The 16,906-nt window shown below is 66.7% G+C and carries 12 protein-coding genes; 9 read left to right on the top strand and 3 right to left on the bottom strand.

What is annotated here, in order from left to right:
* Positions 1 to 66 precede the first annotated feature (66 nt).
* Genes GGR23_RS19120 through GGR23_RS19100 form a run of 5 tightly spaced genes read left to right on the top strand, consistent with a single transcriptional unit; the run spans position 67 to position 6,486 of the window.
* On the top strand, positions 67 to 447 hold the full coding sequence (locus GGR23_RS19120; RefSeq protein ID WP_183367916.1) for a PepSY domain-containing protein: 381 nt from the start codon (positions 67 to 69) through the stop codon (positions 445 to 447).
* Position 448: 1 nt separating this feature from the next.
* Positions 449 to 1,117 (top strand): response regulator, encoded by a 669-nt coding sequence (locus tag GGR23_RS19115; protein WP_183367915.1) that lies wholly within the window; start codon positions 449 to 451, stop codon positions 1,115 to 1,117.
* The gene (locus GGR23_RS19110; protein WP_183367914.1) at positions 1,114 to 2,463 is read left to right on the top strand and encodes a sensor histidine kinase; all 1,350 of its coding nucleotides are present in this window, start codon (positions 1,114 to 1,116) and stop codon (positions 2,461 to 2,463) included. Before GGR23_RS19115 ends, GGR23_RS19110 begins: the two co-directional genes overlap by 4 nt.
* 55 nt (positions 2,464 to 2,518) lie before the next feature.
* A complete protein-coding gene (gene mprF, locus GGR23_RS19105; protein ID WP_246365869.1) occupies positions 2,519 to 5,113 on the top strand; it encodes a bifunctional lysylphosphatidylglycerol flippase/synthetase MprF in 2,595 nt (864 codons plus the stop codon).
* The gene (locus GGR23_RS19100) at positions 5,110 to 6,486 is read left to right on the top strand and encodes a virulence factor family protein (RefSeq protein WP_183367912.1); all 1,377 of its coding nucleotides are present in this window, start codon (positions 5,110 to 5,112) and stop codon (positions 6,484 to 6,486) included. The genes mprF and GGR23_RS19100 overlap by 4 nt, the downstream gene beginning before the upstream one ends.
* A gap of 25 nt (positions 6,487 to 6,511) precedes the next feature.
* On the opposite strand, the gene GGR23_RS19095 is transcribed toward GGR23_RS19100, so the two are convergent.
* Both GGR23_RS19095 and GGR23_RS19090 read right to left on the bottom strand, forming a co-directional pair.
* Entirely contained in the window at positions 6,512 to 7,633 is a 1,122-nt protein-coding gene (locus GGR23_RS19095; RefSeq protein ID WP_183367911.1) for a CaiB/BaiF CoA transferase family protein, read from the bottom strand.
* 177 nt (positions 7,634 to 7,810) lie between these two features.
* Positions 7,811 to 8,998, bottom strand: coding sequence for an acyl-CoA dehydrogenase (locus GGR23_RS19090; protein ID WP_382341474.1), 1,188 nt, complete (start codon positions 8,996 to 8,998; stop codon positions 7,811 to 7,813).
* Between the two features lie 144 nt (positions 8,999 to 9,142).
* Here GGR23_RS19090 and GGR23_RS19085 point away from each other — a divergent pair, with 144 nt between their 5' ends.
* Both GGR23_RS19085 and GGR23_RS19080 read left to right on the top strand, forming a co-directional pair.
* Positions 9,143 to 10,084, top strand: a complete 942-nt coding sequence (locus GGR23_RS19085; RefSeq protein WP_183367910.1) for a LysR family transcriptional regulator — start codon at positions 9,143 to 9,145, stop codon at positions 10,082 to 10,084.
* A gap of 187 nt (positions 10,085 to 10,271) precedes the next feature.
* Entirely contained in the window at positions 10,272 to 12,260 is a 1,989-nt protein-coding gene (locus GGR23_RS19080) for a putative bifunctional diguanylate cyclase/phosphodiesterase (protein ID WP_246365866.1), read from the top strand.
* Between the two features lie 4 nt (positions 12,261 to 12,264).
* Here GGR23_RS19080 and GGR23_RS19075 read toward each other — a convergent pair whose 3' ends face one another.
* Entirely contained in the window at positions 12,265 to 12,753 is a 489-nt protein-coding gene (locus GGR23_RS19075) for an Lrp/AsnC family transcriptional regulator (RefSeq protein ID WP_183367909.1), read from the bottom strand.
* 195 nt (positions 12,754 to 12,948) lie between these two features.
* Between GGR23_RS19075 and putA the strand changes: the two genes are divergently transcribed.
* Both putA and GGR23_RS19065 read left to right on the top strand, forming a co-directional pair.
* Positions 12,949 to 16,614 (top strand): trifunctional transcriptional regulator/proline dehydrogenase/L-glutamate gamma-semialdehyde dehydrogenase, encoded by a 3,666-nt coding sequence (gene putA / locus GGR23_RS19070; protein ID WP_183367908.1) that lies wholly within the window; start codon positions 12,949 to 12,951, stop codon positions 16,612 to 16,614.
* Between the two features lie 75 nt (positions 16,615 to 16,689).
* Positions 16,690 to 16,899 (top strand): hypothetical protein, encoded by a 210-nt coding sequence (locus GGR23_RS19065; protein WP_183367907.1) that lies wholly within the window; start codon positions 16,690 to 16,692, stop codon positions 16,897 to 16,899.
* Positions 16,900 to 16,906 lie beyond the last annotated feature (7 nt).

The following is a 16,906-nucleotide window of genomic DNA, read 5'->3' as shown; positions in this document are numbered from 1 at the left end:
TTTGTAAGTTTCGCTGCGCTAGTCTATCCTCCTGTGCCGGATGCCGTGCGAGGCCCGGAAAAGGCCGTGACGAAGACGGGAAACGCCGAGATGCAGACATGTCGCATGATGATGCGGGTTCTCCTGCTGGCTGCCCTGCCCGCTGCGGCGCAGGCCGCAGGGGCCGCCCCGGCAAGCCCCGCGGCGCCCCCGCCGGTGCACCGCCCGGTCGCCCACCGGCAGTCCTTCAACGATCTGGTTCGCAGCCTCGTCGCCAGCCACGAGGTGCAGCCGCTGAAGGACGTGCTGGATGCGGCCCGCAAGGCCTCTACCGGCGAGGCGGTCAGCATCAAGCTCCGCCGGCAGAAGGCCCGCTGGATCTACCATGTGCGGCTTCTCAAGCCGGACGGGCGCCGGGTGGAACTCGACATCGATGCCAAGAGCCTGAAGATCCTCGAAAGGAAATGACGTGCGCGTGCTGATCGTGGAAGACGAAGCGCGGCTGGCGGAAGACCTCCGCCGGACGCTGACGGCACAGAATTACGTGGTGACGCTTTCCCGCGACGGGGAAGACGGCTGGTTTCGCGGCGACAGCGAGGACTTCGACCTCATCATCCTGGACCTCGGCCTGCCGCGGATGGACGGCTTCTCCGTGCTGAAGCGCTGGCGCGACAGCGGACGGGGCATGCCGGTTCTCATCCTCACCGCGCGCGATTCCTGGCGCGACAAGGTGGACGGCATCGATTTCGGCGCCGACGATTACCTCACCAAACCCTTCCGCATGGAGGAGCTTCTCGCCCGGGTGCGGGCGCTGCTGCGCCGGGCGGTCGGGCATTCCTCGCCGATCCTCACCAACGGGCTGATCGAGATCGATACCCGCCTGCGCACCGTCACCCATGACGGCAGCCCGGTTTCGGTCACGCCTCTGGAATACCGGCTGCTCGCCTATCTCCTGCACCATCCGGGCAAGGTCTTCTCCCCCGTCGAGATTTCCGCCCATATCTACGAGGAGGATCTCGACCGGGATTCCAACGCGGTGGAGGTCGTCATCGCGCGGCTCAGGCGCAAGCTCGGCGGCGGGGTGATCGAGAACCGGCGCGGTCAGGGCTATTTCATATCCGCAGAGGCCGCCCGTTGAACGCGCGCTCGCTCCGTCTCCGGCTGACCTACTGGGCGATTGCCGCCGTGCTCTGCGCCTTCGCGCTCGCCGGCGTCGGCATGGAATTCATCGTCGGGCGAACGGTGGAGCGCGTCGCACTCTTCGATGTCGAGGACCAGATGCGCATCCTCACCGGCGTTCTCGACATCGGGCCGGACAACCAGCTGGTGCTTTCCGAAGAGCCGCGCGACCCACGCTTCAGCCTGCCCTATGGCGGCTTCTACTGGCAGGCCGGGCGGAACGGCAAGGTGGAGCTGCGCTCCCAGTCGCTATGGGACCAGCAGATGGCCTTCACGCCCTCGCAACCGAACGGCACCAAGACCCGCTTTGCCGGGCCGAACGGCAAGATGCTCATCGGCGAACAGCAGAGCATCATCCTGAACACGCCTTCCGGCGAACAGACGGTAACGATCCTCGTGGCGCTGGAGGACACGCAGATCGAGGAGGCGCGGCGGGAATTCGTCTATGCGATGGCGCCCTCGCTCGCCGTACTCGCGCTCGCGCTGCTCGGCGCGGTCTGGATGTTCCTGCGCTTCGGGCTTGCGCCGCTCGACCGGCTGCGCGGCTCGCTGGCCGCCGTCCACGACCGCCAGGCGCGGCTGATCGAGGGAGACTATCCCTCGGAAATCCAGCCGCTGGTGGACGATCTCAACGCCCTGATCCTCAAGCGGGAAACCCAGCTGACCTCGGCGCGGGCGCGGGCCGGAGACCTCGCCCACGGGCTGAAGACGCCGCTCGCGGTGCTGGAAACCGTGGCGCGGGAGCTTGACCGCAAGGGCGAAGGCGACATCGCAGACGCGATCCGGGCGGAAGTGACCCGCATGGATGCGCATGTGCGGCGCACCCTCGCCCAGGCCCGCGCCGGTCTCGCCGCCGCCCGCAGCACCGGCGACATCGACATCGCGCCGCTCACCCGCCAGCTGGTCTCCACCATGCAGCGCATCTCCGCGCGGACGAACCTGGACTTCCGGCTTTCGGCACCGGATCGGCTGCTGACGGCCATGGAGGAGGCCGATTACATGGAGATCTGCGGCAACATTCTCGACAATGCCCGCAAATGGGCGGCCCGAGAGGTTTCCGTCACGCTTCTCGAAAGCGGCGGCCGCGTCAGGCTTGCGGTTGCCGATGACGGGCCGGGCATGCCCGATGACGATCAATTGCAGCACGTCGCGCGCGGGCGGCGCCTGGACGAGGCCGTGACCGGCTCCGGCTTCGGCCTCGCCATCGTGAAGGACCTCGTGGAAGCCTATGACGGCACGCTGTCCTTCGGCCGCTCGCCCCTCGGAGGCCTCGAGGTCACGGTCGACCTGCCCGGCCGGACCTGAGCCGTCTTGCGGCGGGCTGTCCGGCAGCGCCGACGCCATGAACAGGAATGACGACATGAACGCCGTTGAACAACCATCTCCGGAAGGGAAAAACGCCTTTTCCCTGCGCTTCGAGCGCTATCGCGCCTCGCTTGCGGCACTCGCCATCCTCGCCGTCTTCGCGGCGATGGCCTATGCGATCTACCGCGTGACCGAAGAGGTGCGCTACGAGAATGTCCTCGGGGCCTTCGGGGAAACACCCGTGCGCGACATCCTGCTGGCGGCGGGCTTCACGGCGCTCAGCTTTGCCGCGCTGATCCGCTACGATGCCAATGCGCTCGATTACATCGGGCGGAAGGTGCCGGCGGGATCGGTGGCGGTGATCGCCTTCATGTCCTATGCGATCGGCAACACGGTGGGCTTCGGCGCGCTGAGCGGCGGGGCGATCCGCTTCCGCGCCTATGCCCGCGCAGGGTTGCAGCCGGGCGAGATCGGCCGCGTGCTGGCCTTCGTCACCCTGTCCTTCGGGCTCAGCCTCGCGGCGATCACCTCGCTTGCGGTGCTTGCGGTCGCGCCGCGCATTGCCGCCATCGTCGGCATGGAGCCGCTGGCGCTGCAGGCGGGTGCGGTGCTCTGCCTCGGACTGCTCGGGCTCCTGTTCTTCGCCGGCAGGAATGGCCGCGAATTCCGCCTGTTCGGCTTCACCCTCCATCTCCCCGACAGCCGGACGACCTCCCGCCAGTTCCTGATCTCCGTCCTCGACATCGCCGCCTCCGCCAGCACGCTCTACGTGCTGCTGCCGGAAACCCATGTGGGCTGGCCGACCTTTCTCGCCGTCTATGCGACGGCCATCGGGCTGGGCATGCTCAGCCACGTGCCGGCCGGGCTCGGCGTCTTCGAGGCGGTCATCATGGCCGGCCTCTCCCACGCGATCAGCCTGGAGCAGCTGCTCGGCGCGCTCCTCCTCTACCGCGTCATCTACTATATCCTGCCGCTCCTTCTCGCCGTGCTGCTGCTGCTCGGCACCGAAACGCGCCAGATCGCGCGGCGTCCCGAGCTTGCGGGCGTCGTCCAGGTGGCGGCGAAGCTCGCACCGGCGCTGGTTTCCGCCTTTGCGCTGCTGACGGGGACCATCCTCATCTTCTCCAGCGTCGTGCCGACGGGACCGGACAACCTCGACTATCTCGCGCAGATGCTGCCGCTCCCCATCGTCGAGGGCGCGCATTTCATGTCGAGCATGCTGGGACTTGCGATGGTGATCAGCGCACGCGGCCTCGGCCAGCGCCTCGACGGGGCGTGGTGGGTGGCGACGGGCGCCGTGACCGCGGCGCTGTTCCTCGCCTTTCCGACGGCGGCGGCCTGGCATCAGTTCGTGCTTCTCGCGGTGCTGCTCGTCGCGCTCGTCCTCAACCGCCATGCCTTCGACCGCCCGGCAAACCTTTTCGGCCAGGCGCTCGGCCCCAGCTGGATCGCGGGCATGGGGGTGATCCTGCTCGCCGCCTTCGTCATTCTCCTCTTCGTCTACCGGGATACCCAGTATACCCACGAGCTCTGGTGGCAGTTCGAGTTCTCGAGCGAGGCGCCGCGCGGCCTGCGCGCGCTCCTGGGCGTCTCCATCGGGGCGTCCGCGGTGGCCATGTTCAGCCTGCTGCGCCCGGCGCCCATCCTGCCCGCACCGCCGGGGCGGGCCGACCTCGAGCGGGCGGTCGCGATCGCCATGGCGCAGGACAATGCCGATGCCAATCTGGTGCGGATGGGCGACAAGCACCTCCTCTTCTCGGAAACGGGCCGGAGCTTCCTGATGTACGGCATCCAGGGGCGCTCGTGGATCGCGCTGGCCGACCCGGTGGGCGAGGAGGAGGAATTTGCCGATCTCGTCTGGCGCTTCGTCGAACTTGCGCGCACCGGCGGCGGCCGCGCCGCCTTCTACCAGATCTCGCCGGCGCTGCTGTCGTCCTGCGTCGACGCGGGGCTGCGCGCCTTCAAGCTCGGCGAACTCGCGACCGTCGACCTGGAGGCCTTCGACCTCAGGGGAAGCCGCAATTCGGGGCTGCGCCAGTCCTACAACCGCGGCCTGCGCGACGGGCTGTCCTTCGAGCTCATCGCGCAGGCGGATGTCAGGGCGGGGATCGACGCGCTGAAGGCGGTCTCCGACGGCTGGCTCGCCCATCACAACACCCGCGAGAAGACCTTCTCGCTCGGCGCCTTCGACCCGGATTACGTGGCCTCCCAACCGGTTGCGGCGGTTCGCCTCGACGGCCGCCTCGTCGCCTTCGCGACGCTGATGGTGACGGATACGCGGGCGGAAGGCACCATCGACCTCATGCGCTTCCTGCCGGATGCGCCGAAGGCCACCATGGACTTCCTCTTCGTCAGCATACTCGAGCGCCTCAAGGCGGATGGATACCGGCGCTTCAATCTCGGCATGGCGCCGCTGTCGGGCATGGCACGGCGCGAGGCCGCACCCGTCTGGGACCGGCTCGGCGGCACGCTCTTCGAGCACGGCGAACGCTTCTACAATTTCAAGGGCCTCCGGGCCTTCAAGTCCAAGTTCCACCCCCGCTGGGAGCCCCGCTATCTCGCGGTTTCCAACGGAACCGGCGCCGCGCTGGCGCTTGTCGACGTAACCCTGCTGATCGGCGGCGGGGTGAAGGGAGTGATTTCCAAATGAGAGCCAAGATCCCCACCATCGGCCTTGCCCTGGCCGCGGCACTGGCCTTTCTGCTGCCGGCCGGGCTTTCGGCGCGGGCCGCCGAACCGACCTTCGACACGGGCATGATCCCGCCCGGGCACATCTTTCTTCCGGAGGGAGAGCCGGGCGCCAACATCTTCCTCATCTCCGACGCCGGGGGCTGGGGCGACGGCGAAGAGAGCCTTGCCAAAAAGCTCTCCGGCGATGGCGCGACCGTGGTGGGCATCGATTTTCCCGCCTATCTGAAGGCGCTTGCCGCCGACAAGGGCGACTGCGTCTACATGATCTCCGACGTGGAAGCGCTCTCCCAGCAGATGCAGCGCGCCGGCGGCGCGAAGACATACAATCCCCCCATCGTCGCCGGCATCGGCGAGGGCGGCGCGCTGGCGCTGGCGATGATCTCGCAGAGCCCGAAGGCGACCGTCGGGGAAGCCATTGCCGTCGATCCGCTCGCGGGCATCCCGCTGGACCGCGAGCTCTGCACGCCGGCGAAAAAGACCCGCCAGGGCAACCGCACGGTCTACGACATGACCGACGGCCCCCTGCCCGCGGCCGTCACCGTCATCCTCACGAAGAATGCGCCGGCCGATGGCCGCAGCCATGCCGAGGCCCTGCACGCCGCCCATGCCGCGATTGCGCTCCGCAACGACGACGGCACCGCGCTGGACAGCCTGTCCCAGGCCCTCTCCGACCGGGTCGATGCCGCCGGCGACGACGGCAGGACGCTCGGCCTGCCGCTCACCCTGCTCGAGACCGCGCCCACGCGGGACACGATGGCCGTGATCTATTCCGGCGATGGCGGCTGGCGCGACATCGACAGCCAGGTGGGCGGCGTTCTCCAGTCGAAGGGTATTCCGGTGGTCGGGGTGGATTCGCTGCGCTACTTCTGGTCGGCGCGGGATCCGCAGGAGACGGCCGACGACCTCTCCCGCATCATCGACACCTACAGCCGGCAATGGAAGGTCGGCCATGTGCTGCTGATCGGCTATTCCTTCGGCGCGGATATCCTGCCCGGCACCTTCAACCGGCTTCCCGAGGATGCCAGGGCGCGGGTGAGCCAGATCACCCTGATGGCGCTGTCGCACCGGGCGGATTACGAAATTTCGGTGGAGGGCTGGCTCGGCGGCGGCGGCAAGGCGAATGCCGGCGACCCCGTCACCGACATCGCGCGGATCGATCCCGCGCGCATCCAGTGCATCTACGGCAAGGACGAGGAGGAGGACGCCTGCCCGACGCTTGCCGGGAGCGGCGTGGAGCTGATCGGCATCGATGGCGGCCATCACTTCGACGGCGATTATGCCGCCCTGACCGACCGGATCGTCGCCGGCCTGGAGAAGCGCCTGAAGAACTAGCGCAGGCCGGCGGAAGGCCTGCCCCTCAGGAGGCCTTCTCGTGCTGTCCGAGCCGCGGCGAAGGCGCGTCGAGCTTCAGCTCCGCATCGGAGAAGGTGATCGGGGTTCTGAGCCCGGGAATGCCGCCGGGTGCGATCTTCATGCCGCGATGGATGAACTGCGGATCGGCAAAGACCTCCGCCACCGTGTTGATCGGGCCTGCGGGCACGCCCACCTTTTCGAGCGCTTCGAGGAGGCCCGCCTTGGTGAAGGTTACCGTGCGTTCGGTCAGGATCTCCGTCAGCCGGTCGCGGTTTGCCACGCGCTCGCGATTGGTGCGGTAGCGCTCGTCGGCGGGAAGCTCGCCCACGCCCAGCACCTCCGAGAGGCGGACGAACTGCTGGTCGTTTCCGCAGGCGATGATGATGTGCCCGTCGCCGGTGGGGAAAACCTGATAGGGCGCGATGTTGGGATGGGCATTGCCCAGGCGGCGCGGGCTGTTGCCCGACGCGAGATAGTTCATCGCCTGATTGGCCAGCACGCCCGACATGCAGTCAAAGAGCGCCATGTCGATATGCTGGCCGCGGCCGGTGACGGCACGCTGGAGAAGCGCTGCCTGGATGCCGACCACCGCATAAAGGCCGGTGAAGATGTCGGCGAAGGCAACGCCGATCTTCTGCGGCTCGCCCTTGGGATCGCCGGTCAGCTCCATGATGCCGGCCATGCCCTGAATGATGAAGTCATAGCCCGCGCGCGACGCATAGGGCCCGGTCTGGCCGAAGCCGGTGATCGAGCAGTAGACGAGACGCGGGTTGATCTTCGCGAGGCTTTCGTAATCGAGGCCGAACTTCTTCAGCCCGCCCACCTTGAAATTCTCGATGACCACGTCCGCATCGGCAATCAGCGCCTTGACCTTCTCGAGGTCATCGGGATTGCCGAAATTGGCGATCATGCCGCGCTTGCCGCGGTTGCAGGCGTGGTAATAGGCCGCCGACCGCTCGCCCTCGTTCTCGATCCACGGCGGACCCCACTGGCGGGTGTCGTCCCCTTCCGGGCTTTCAACCTTGATCACCTCGGCGCCGAGATCGGCAAGCGTCTGCCCGGCAAAGGGCCCTGCCAGGATGCGGGCGAGTTCGACGACCTTTATGCCTTCGAGCGGAGCGGTCATGGATGGGTCCTTTTGCTGAATGCGGGTGCGTTCCCCTCCCCCTGTGGGGAGGGGTCAGGGGTGGGGGCAAGCGGAAAAAGAGGCGCTCGGCTCCTAAAGGATGTCACCTTTTCGATCCTGTGGCCGACCCCCACCCCTAGCCCCTCCCCACAGGGGGGAGGGGGACTTTCATGAATTTCAGAAGAAGGCCTGGAGGCCGGTCTGGGCGCGGCCGAGAATCAGCGCGTGGACGTCATGCGTGCCCTCGTAGGTGTTCACCGTTTCGAGGTTCTGCGCGTGGCGCATCACGTGATATTCGGCCTGGATGCCGTTGCCGCCATGCATGTCGCGGGCCTGGCGGGCGATATCGAGCGCCTTGCCGCAATTGTTGCGCTTGACGATGGAGATCATTTCCGGGGCGAAATCATGGTCGTCCATCAGGCGGCCGACGCGGAGCGAGCCCTGGAGACCGAGCGAGATTTCGGTCTGCATGTCGGCAAGCTTCTTCTGGAAGAGCTGCGTCTGGGCCAGCGGCCGGCCGAACTGCTTGCGGTCGAGGCCGTACTGGCGGGCGCGGTGCCAGCAATCCTCGGCGGCGCCCATGACGCCCCAGGAAATGCCGTAACGGGCGCGGTTGAGGCAGCCGAAGGGGCCGGCAAGGCCGGAGACGCCGGGCATCAGGGCCTCTTCGCCCACTTCAACGCCGTCGAGCACGATCTCGCCGGTGATGGAGGCGCGCAGCGACAGCTTGCCCTTGATCTGCGGTGCGGTGAGGCCCTTCATGCCCTTTTCCAGGATGAAGCCGCGGATCTTGTTGTCATGGGCTTCCGACTTGGCCCAGACGACGAAGACATCGGCGATCGGGGCGTTGGAAATCCAGGTCTTCGAACCGTAGAGCTTGTAGCCGTTGGCGGTCTTGACCGCGCGGGTCTTCATCGAGCCCGGATCGGAGCCGGCATCCGGCTCGGTAAGGCCGAAGCAGCCGATGAGCTCGCCCGACACCAGGCCCGGCAGATACTTGTCCTTCTGCTCTTCCGAACCGTAGGAATAGATCGGATAGATCACCAGCGAGGACTGGACGCTCATCATCGAGCGGTAGCCCGAATCGATGCGCTCGATCTCGCGGGCGACGAGACCGTAGGACACGTAGTTGGCGCCGGCGGCGCCATATTTTTCCGGCAGCGTGACGCCGAGAAGACCTGCCTCGCCCATCTTGCGGAAGAGGGAGGGATCGGTCTTTTCTTCAAGATAGGCATCCGAGACGCGCGGCAGGAGCTCGGCCTCGGCAAACGCCGCCGCCGCATCGCGGATCATGCGCTCTTCTTCGGAAAGCTGCTTCTCGAAGCGGAAGGGATCGTCCCAGGTGAAAGGCGTCATATGGCTCATGCTGTTCCTCCGGTAGGGCCGGCAAGGCCTCGGGCTGCTTCAGCACGGCCTCGCCATCGATGATGGTGGCGCCATAGTGCCTCCGACAGCAGGACTCCACAAACCATATTTACTCCGCCCGCTTTGAGCTTTACTCATAACGGAATGAAGGAAATCCAGCGACGCCTCATCCCCTCCACCGCCGCCCTCACCGCCTTCGAGGCGGTGGCGCGGCTCGGCAGCTTTTCGGCTGCCGCCAATGCGCTGTCGCTGACGCCGGGGGCGGTCAGCCGGCATGTGGACGGGCTGGAGGGACAGCTGGGCGTGGTGCTGGTCAAGCGCACCAACAAGGGCGTCGAGCTGACCGAGAAGGGCCGGCGTTATGCCGCGGGCGTGGCTGAGATCATCGACCGGCTGCGGCTGCTTTCGCTGGATGCCATGTCCAACATCCATCCGGGCCAGCTCGATCTTGCCATCCTGCCGACCTTCGGCACGCGCTGGCTTCTGCCGCGCATTCCCGATTTCGTCTCGACCAACACGGATGTGACGCTGAACTTCGTGACCCGCATCGGGCGGGTGGATTTCGAACGGGACCGTCTGGACGCCGCGATCCATGTGGGCCGGCCCTTCTCCCCCGATCTCGTCTTCGAGCACCTGATGCCGGAAGTGGCGGCACCGGTCTGCAGCCCGGCCTTCCGCGCGGCAAACGCCATCGCCGCGCCGGCGGCGCTGCTCGACATGCCGCTGCTCGAGATGGTGTCCCGCCCGGATGGCTGGCGCAACTGGTTCGCGGCCGCCGGGATTGCCGAACCCTACCGGGAAGGCATGCGCTTCGAGCAGTTCATCCATGTGGCGCAGGCCTGCATGACGGGGCTGGGCGTGGCGCTGATGCCGCTCATCCTCATCCAGTCGGAGCTAGAGAGCGGACAGCTGGTGGAGCTCGACGTGCCCCGCTTCAAGACCGGAAACGGCTACTATCTCGTCTATCCCCGCCACAAGGCCGACAACCCGTCGGTGCGGCGGTTCTCCGCCTGGCTTCTCGAGCAGGCGCGGCGCTTCGTCGAACGGGAGGAGCAACCCGGACAGCCCCTCTCCGCCATGCGCTGAACCGGGACGGGTGACGCCGCTTCATCGGGCTTTTTAGGTAATAATCATTTACCAAGTCGCCACTATTCGTCATAATCGTAATAGATAAGAAAGGCCCGCAAGGTCCGGGTTAAGGATAGCAGGTATATGGTAATAGCAATGTAGAGCGACAGAACCCTGCCGGGACGCGGCACGAAAGCCCGATGCGATGCTGAAGATCATGAATTTCCTGAAGGTCCCGAACGACAACCCCGCGCTGACGGTGGCCCAGTTCGAGGCATTCTCGAAGCAGGTGCCCCTCCTCTACTTCATCCTTCTGACCAACATGGCATCGCTGGCCTGGACCCATCGGGATGTCGCGCCCGCCTGGCTGGTGATCTATCTGCCCTCGGTGCTGGGGATCGTCTTCATCAGCCGCGCCATAGGCTGGATCGTCGGGCGCAACCGGACGGTGGACGCCGCGCAGGCCTATCGGAAGCTCCGTTCCACAAACCGGCTGGCGGCACCCATCGCCATCCTGTGCGTGCTGTGGTCCATCGCGCTGCTGCCCTATGGCGATTCCTACCAGAAGGCCCATGTGGCCTTCTTCATGGCCATCACCGTGATCGGCGTGATCTTCTGCCTGATGCACCTGCGATCGGCGGCGCTTGTGGTGACGGTGCTCGTCAACGTGCCCTTCTTCATCGTGATGGTGGCGAGCGGCCAGCCGACCTTCATCGCGACAGGCATCAACGTGGTGCTGGTGACCTTCGCGCTGATTGCCGTGCTGCTGACCCATTACCGCGATTTCCGCCAGCTGAACGAATCCCGCCAGCGGCTGCTGGCCCAGCAGGAGGAGCTGACCCGCCAGCACCGGGAGATGCAGGCGCTTTCCGACGAGAACCTCAGGCTCGCCAACATGGACAGCCTGACGCTGCTGGCCAACCGGCGCAGCTTCTTCGACGTGCTGAACCGGGCCTTTGCCCGGGCCGAGGAGGAGGGCCGGCGGCTTTCGGTCGGGGTGCTCGACCTCGACGGCTTCAAGCCGGTCAACGACATGTACGGCCATGCCGCCGGCGACAAGGTGCTGGTGGAGGTCGGGCGGCGGCTGAGCGGCTTTGCCCGGAGCGACATCACCGTCTACCGTCTCGGCGGCGACGAATTCGCGATCATCCATGCGGGCGCGCACCGGGACGAGGACCTGCTGGCGCTGGGCGAGCGGGTCTGCCAGGCGGTGGCCGCCAGCATCGACATCGGCACCAGCGTGGTGCAGGTGACCACATCCATGGGCTTTGCGGTCTATCCCGACATCGGGACGAGCGGACAGGATCTCTACGAACGGGCCGATTACGCCCTCTACACCGCCAAGCGCACCCAGCGCGGCGGCATCGTGCTTTTCAACGCGGCGCAGGCCAAGACCCTGTCGCGTCACCGCGAGGTGGAGGAAGTGCTGATGGCGGCCGACATCGAGAAGGAGATGTCGCTCGTCTTCCAGCCGATCGTCGACGTGGCGACGAGCCGCTGCGTCGGCTTCGAGGCGCTGGCGCGCTGGACGAGCCCCACCCTCGGCCGGGTTTCGCCCGGGGAGTTCATTCCGATCGCCGAACATTCCGGCCGCATCGTCCTCATCACCCGGCACCTGCTCGCCATGGCGCTTGCCGAGGCGCGCGGATGGCCCGGCGAAACCTTCCTCTCCTTCAACCTCTCCCCGCACGACATCGCCACGCCCGAAAACGTGCTGCGCATCATTTCCGTCGTCGAGGCGAGCGGCTTCGACCCCAGGCGGATCAATTTCGAGATCACGGAGACCGCCGTCACCCGGGATTTCGCCCAGGCGGCAAAATCCATCGAGCTCCTCCGCCATTTCGGCTCGGGCATTTCGCTCGACGATTTCGGCACGGGCTATTCGAGCCTCAACCACGTGCACAAGCTGCCGCTATCGAAGATCAAGATCGACGGCAGCTTCGTCGCCCAGATCGACAGCCGGCCGGCGAGCTACAAGATCGTCAAGTCGGTGCTCGCCATGTGCGAGGACATGGGGCTGGAGGCGATCGTGGAGGGGGTGGAGACGGAAGCGGAGCTTTCCGTGCTGAAGGACATGGGCGTCGAGGTGGTGCAGGGCTACCATTTCTCGCGGCCGCTGGAGGCCTCCGCCGCGCAGGACCTGGTGCAGGCGGAAGCCGGCGAGCGCGACAGGCGCCGCGTCAGCGCCGACTGACCGCTCAGCCGATCCGGCCCGCCGGGCTCGACCAGTTGTCGATCACCGTTTCCATGGCCACATTGGTGGAGGTGCTCGCCACATAGGGCAGCGCGGAAATCCGCTCGCCGAGAATGTAGCGATAGCGCTTGATGTCGGGGGTGCGGATCTTCAGGAGATAATCGAAGCGCCCGGCGATCATGTGGCACTCCTCCACCTCCACGATCTTCTTGACCGCCTGGTTGAAGGCCCTGAGCGCCTCCTCGCTGGTGTTGGTGAGCTTTACCTCCGCGAAGGCGACGTGATCGAGCCCCATCCGGGCCGGATTGAGGATCGCGCGGAAGCCGTCGATATAGCCGTCGGCGACCAGCTTGCGGAAGCGCTGCTGGCAGGGCGTCTTCGACAGCCCGACCTTTGCCGCGAGATCGGTGATCGACATGCGGCCGTCCTGCGCCAGCGCCTCGAGGATTTTCCGGTCGAAGGCGTCCAAATCACCACCAACGGGCATTTTCATTGTCGTTTTTCCTTCCGAATGGCCTTTCAAAAATCCAAATGGACTGGAAAAACCATGAAACAAGACTGAACGCATTGCAAGCTTGTGATATCTTTCCGCTCAAGTCCGGCCAAGACCCCAGAAGGCGCGGCCGGACACCATTTTCCGGGACACGATGCGGCCATCCGATGCCGCCAGGAACGCTGAGACAGACTGATGACGAACCCCGCCTTTGCCAGCTTTGCACCGCCGATCCACACCCAGACCCCGCTTCGCCAGGCGATCACCGCCGCCTATCGCCGGCCGGAGCCGGAATGCCTGCGCCCGCTTGCGGATGCAGCCCGCATTGCCCCGGAGATGAAGGCTGCGATTGCCGGTACCGCCCGCACGCTGATCGAGGCGCTGCGCGCCAAGCACAAGGGCACCGGCGTCGAGGGGCTGGTGCATGAATATTCGCTCTCCAGCCAGGAAGGCATCGCGCTGATGTGCCTGGCCGAGGCGCTGCTGCGCATTCCCGACACCGAAACCCGCGATGCGCTGATCCGCGACAAGATCGCCGAGGGCGACTGGAAGTCCCATATCGGCGGGCAGAAGTCGCTCTTCGTCAATGCCGCGACCTGGGGCCTCGTCGTCACGGGCAAGCTGACCTCGACGGTCAGCGACCGCAGCCTGGGCGCGGCCCTGACCCGGCTCATCGCCCGCGCCGGCGAACCGGTCATCCGCCGCGGCGTCGACATGGCGATGCGCATGATGGGCGAGCAGTTCGTGACCGGCGAAACCATCGACGAGGCGCTGAAGCGCGCCCGCCCGCTGGAAGCCCGCGGTTTCCGCTATTCCTACGACATGCTGGGGGAGGCCGCGACGACCGCTGCCGATGCACGGCGCTACTACCGCGACTACGAGAACGCCATCCATGCCATCGGCCGTGCGGCTGCCGGCCGTGGCGTCTATGAAGGTCCCGGCATCTCGATCAAGCTTTCCGCGCTGCATCCGCGCTACAACCGGGCCCAGTCCGCCCGGGTGATGGGCGAACTCCTGCCCATGGTGAAGCAGCTCGCGCAGATCGCCAAGCAGTACGACATCGGCCTCAACATCGACGCCGAGGAGGCAGACCGCCTGGAGCTGTCGCTGGACCTGCTGGAAGAACTGGCGCTCGACAAGGATCTCGCCGGCTGGAACGGTCTCGGCTTCGTGGTGCAGGCCTATGGCAAGCGCTGCCCCTTCGTTCTCGACTTCATCATCGATCTCGCCCGCCGCGCCGGCCGCCGGATGATGGTGCGCCTCGTCAAGGGCGCCTATTGGGATGCGGAGATCAAGCGCGCCCAGCTGGACGGCCTCGAAGGCTTCCCCGTCTATACCCGCAAGGTGCACACGGACGTGGCCTATATCGCCTGCGCCCGCAAGCTGCTGGCCGCACCGGCTGAGATCTTCCCGCAGTTCGCCACCCACAATGCCCAGACGCTCGCCACCATCTATCATCTGGCCGGCCCGGATTTTGCCGTGGGCAATTATGAGTTCCAGTGCCTGCACGGCATGGGAGAGCCGCTCTATGACGAGGTTGTCGGCAAGGGCAAGCTCGACCGTCCCTGCCGCATCTACGCGCCCGTCGGCACCCATGAGACGCTGCTGGCCTATCTGGTGCGCCGCCTGCTGGAAAACGGTGCGAACTCCTCCTTCGTCAACCGCATTTCCGACCCGGCCGTTTCGGTCGAGGACCTCATCGCCGATCCGGTGGACGTGGTATCCGCCATGCCCGAGATCGGCATGCCGCACGACCAGATCGCCCTGCCCGTCAACCTCTATGGCAAGGACCGTCCGAATTCCGCCGGCATCGATCTGTCCAACGAAGTTGCGCTTCAGGCGCTGGCAGAGAAGCTGAAGCAGACCGCCGCGACCGAATGGCATGCGAGGCCCATCCTTGCGGATGGCTCCGCCGAGGGCGAGACGCGCGACGTGCTGAACCCCGCCGATCACGCGGATGTGGTGGGCAAGGTCACAGAGGTGCGCCCCGAGGATGCGGGCAGGATCCTGAAGCTTGCCCGCGAGGGCGTCGAGGCCTGGGCCGCGACCTCGCCTTCCGATCGTGCCGCCTGCCTCGACCGCGCGGCCGATCTGATGCAGGACCGCCTGGAGATGCTGATGGGCCTTGCCATGCGCGAGGCCGGCAAGACCGCGGCCAATGCCGTCGGCGAAGTGCGCGAGGCCATCGACTTCCTGCGCTACTACGCCAACCAGGCCCGCCGCACGCTGGGCGCAAACCACCGTCCGCTCGGCCCCGTCGTCTGCATCAGCCCGTGGAACTTCCCGCTGGCAATCTTCACCGGACAGGTGGCCGCAGCCCTCGTCGCCGGCAACAGCGTGATTGCGAAATCCGCCGACGAAACGCCGATCATCGCCCACGAGAGCGTGAAGATCCTGCACGAGGCCGGTGTTCCGCGCGGCGCGCTGCAGTTCGCCCCGGGGGACGGCAGGCTCGGTGCCGCGCTGGTGGGCGCGCCGGAAACCGCAGGCGTCATGTTCACCGGCTCGACGGAAGTGGCCCGGCTCATCCAGGGCCAGCTCAACGAGCGCACCTCCGCCGCCGGAAAGCCGATCCCGCTGATCGCCGAGACGGGCGGCCAGAACGCCATGATCGTCGACAGCTCGGCCCTGGCCGAGCAGGTCGTCGGCGACGTCATCGCATCCGCCTTCGACAGCGCGGGCCAGCGCTGCTCGGCGCTGCGCGTGCTGTGCCTCCAGGAAGACGTGGCCGACCGGACGCTGACCATGCTGAAGGGCGCGCTGAACGAACTCATCCTCGGCCGCACCGACCGGCTTTCGGCCGATATCGGACCCGTCATCACGGCGGAGGCCAAGGAGGGCATCGAAGCCCATATCGAGCGCATGCGCTCGCTTGGGGCAACCGTCGAGCAGCTGCCGCTGCCGGAGGAAGCCGCGCGCGGCACCTTCGTTGCGCCAACCATCATCGAAATCGGCAAGCTCTCCGACCTGAAGCGCGAGGTCTTCGGTCCGGTGCTGCACGTCATGCGCTTCCGCCGCGAGGACATGGACAGCCTGATCGACGAGATCAACGCCACCGGCTACGGCCTGACCTTCGGCCTGCACACCCGTCTCGACGAGACGATTGCCCATGTCACCGAGCGGGTGAAGGCGGGCAATCTCTACGTCAACCGCAACATCATCGGCGCCGTGGTCGGCGTGCAGCCCTTCGGCGGACGCGGCCTTTCCGGCACCGGTCCGAAGGCGGGCGGTCCGCTTTACATCGGTCGCCTCGTGCAAAAGGCGCCGGTTCCGCCGCAGGTGAGCTCCGTGCACATGGACCCGGCGCTGCGCGATTTCGCCACCTGGCTGGGAAGCCGCGGCCACAATGCGGATGCAGAAGCGGCCCGCGAGATGGGCGGCCTTTCGGCCCTCGGCATGATCAAGGAGCTCAGCGGCCCGGTCGGCGAACGCAACATCTATGCGCTTCATGCGCGCGGCCGCATCCTCGCCGTGCCGGCAACGGCGCGCGGCCTCTACCGGCAGATCGCGGCGGTACTGGCGACCGGCAACGACGTGGCGATCGACGCCGCTTCGGGGCTCGAGGGGGCGCTGGCCGGCCTGCCGGCGAGCGTGGCCGGCCGCATCGGCTGGACGAGCGACTGGCAGAAGGATGCCCCCTTTGCCGGTGCGCTGATCGAAGGCGATGCCGCCCGCGTGCTCGAGGCGAACCGCAAGATCGCCGCGCTCGACGGCCCGCTGGTCCTCGTGCAGTCGGCCACCACGCAGGAGCTGGAAAACGATCCGGAAGCCTATTGCCTCAACTGGCTGCTGGAGGAGGTGTCCACCTCGATCAACACCGCAGCCGCCGGCGGCAATGCCAGCCTGATGACCATCGGCTGATCCAGACACGGGAGTGCCCGCGGCTGCCTTTCCGGCACTGCGGGCACGCCATCCGCCGGGAGAGGAGGACGCGGCATGAGCATGAACCAGAATGGCAAGGGCGGGGCGGTCGATCTCGTCAGCCGCTACCGGCCTATCGGCATCCGGGCCGTTTCGGCCGCGGCCGCGATGCGCGCGCCCGCAGGCGGAACCGCCGCGCCCTCCATGGCAACCGAACCCCGCGAATGGTCGCCCTCGGCCCTGCCGGAGGGGTTTCACATGCCGCCAAGCGTGCTGGACGACTGACGGGACG

The sequence above is a fragment of the Gellertiella hungarica genome, from assembly GCF_014197145.1.
In the GTDB taxonomy this organism is placed as follows: Bacteria; Pseudomonadota; Alphaproteobacteria; order Rhizobiales; family Rhizobiaceae; genus Gellertiella; species Gellertiella hungarica.
This window is presented reverse-complemented; position numbering and strand designations above follow the sequence as displayed.

Coding starts and splice junctions, on each gene's coding strand:
- putA (WP_183367908.1), top strand. CDS start 12,949: ATGACGAACCCCGCCTTTGCCAGCTTTGCACCGCCGATCCACACCCAG.
- mprF (WP_246365869.1), top strand. CDS start 2,519: ATGAACGCCGTTGAACAACCATCTCCGGAAGGGAAAAACGCCTTTTCC.
- GGR23_RS19100 (WP_183367912.1), top strand. CDS start 5,110: ATGAGAGCCAAGATCCCCACCATCGGCCTTGCCCTGGCCGCGGCACTG.
- GGR23_RS19090 (WP_382341474.1), bottom strand. CDS start 8,998: ATGAGCCATATGACGCCTTTCACCTGGGACGATCCCTTCCGCTTCGAG.
- GGR23_RS19085 (WP_183367910.1), top strand. CDS start 9,143: ATGAAGGAAATCCAGCGACGCCTCATCCCCTCCACCGCCGCCCTCACC.
- GGR23_RS19095 (WP_183367911.1), bottom strand. CDS start 7,633: ATGACCGCTCCGCTCGAAGGCATAAAGGTCGTCGAACTCGCCCGCATC.
- GGR23_RS19075 (WP_183367909.1), bottom strand. CDS start 12,753: ATGAAAATGCCCGTTGGTGGTGATTTGGACGCCTTCGACCGGAAAATC.
- GGR23_RS19080 (WP_246365866.1), top strand. CDS start 10,272: ATGCTGAAGATCATGAATTTCCTGAAGGTCCCGAACGACAACCCCGCG.
- GGR23_RS19065 (WP_183367907.1), top strand. CDS start 16,690: ATGAGCATGAACCAGAATGGCAAGGGCGGGGCGGTCGATCTCGTCAGC.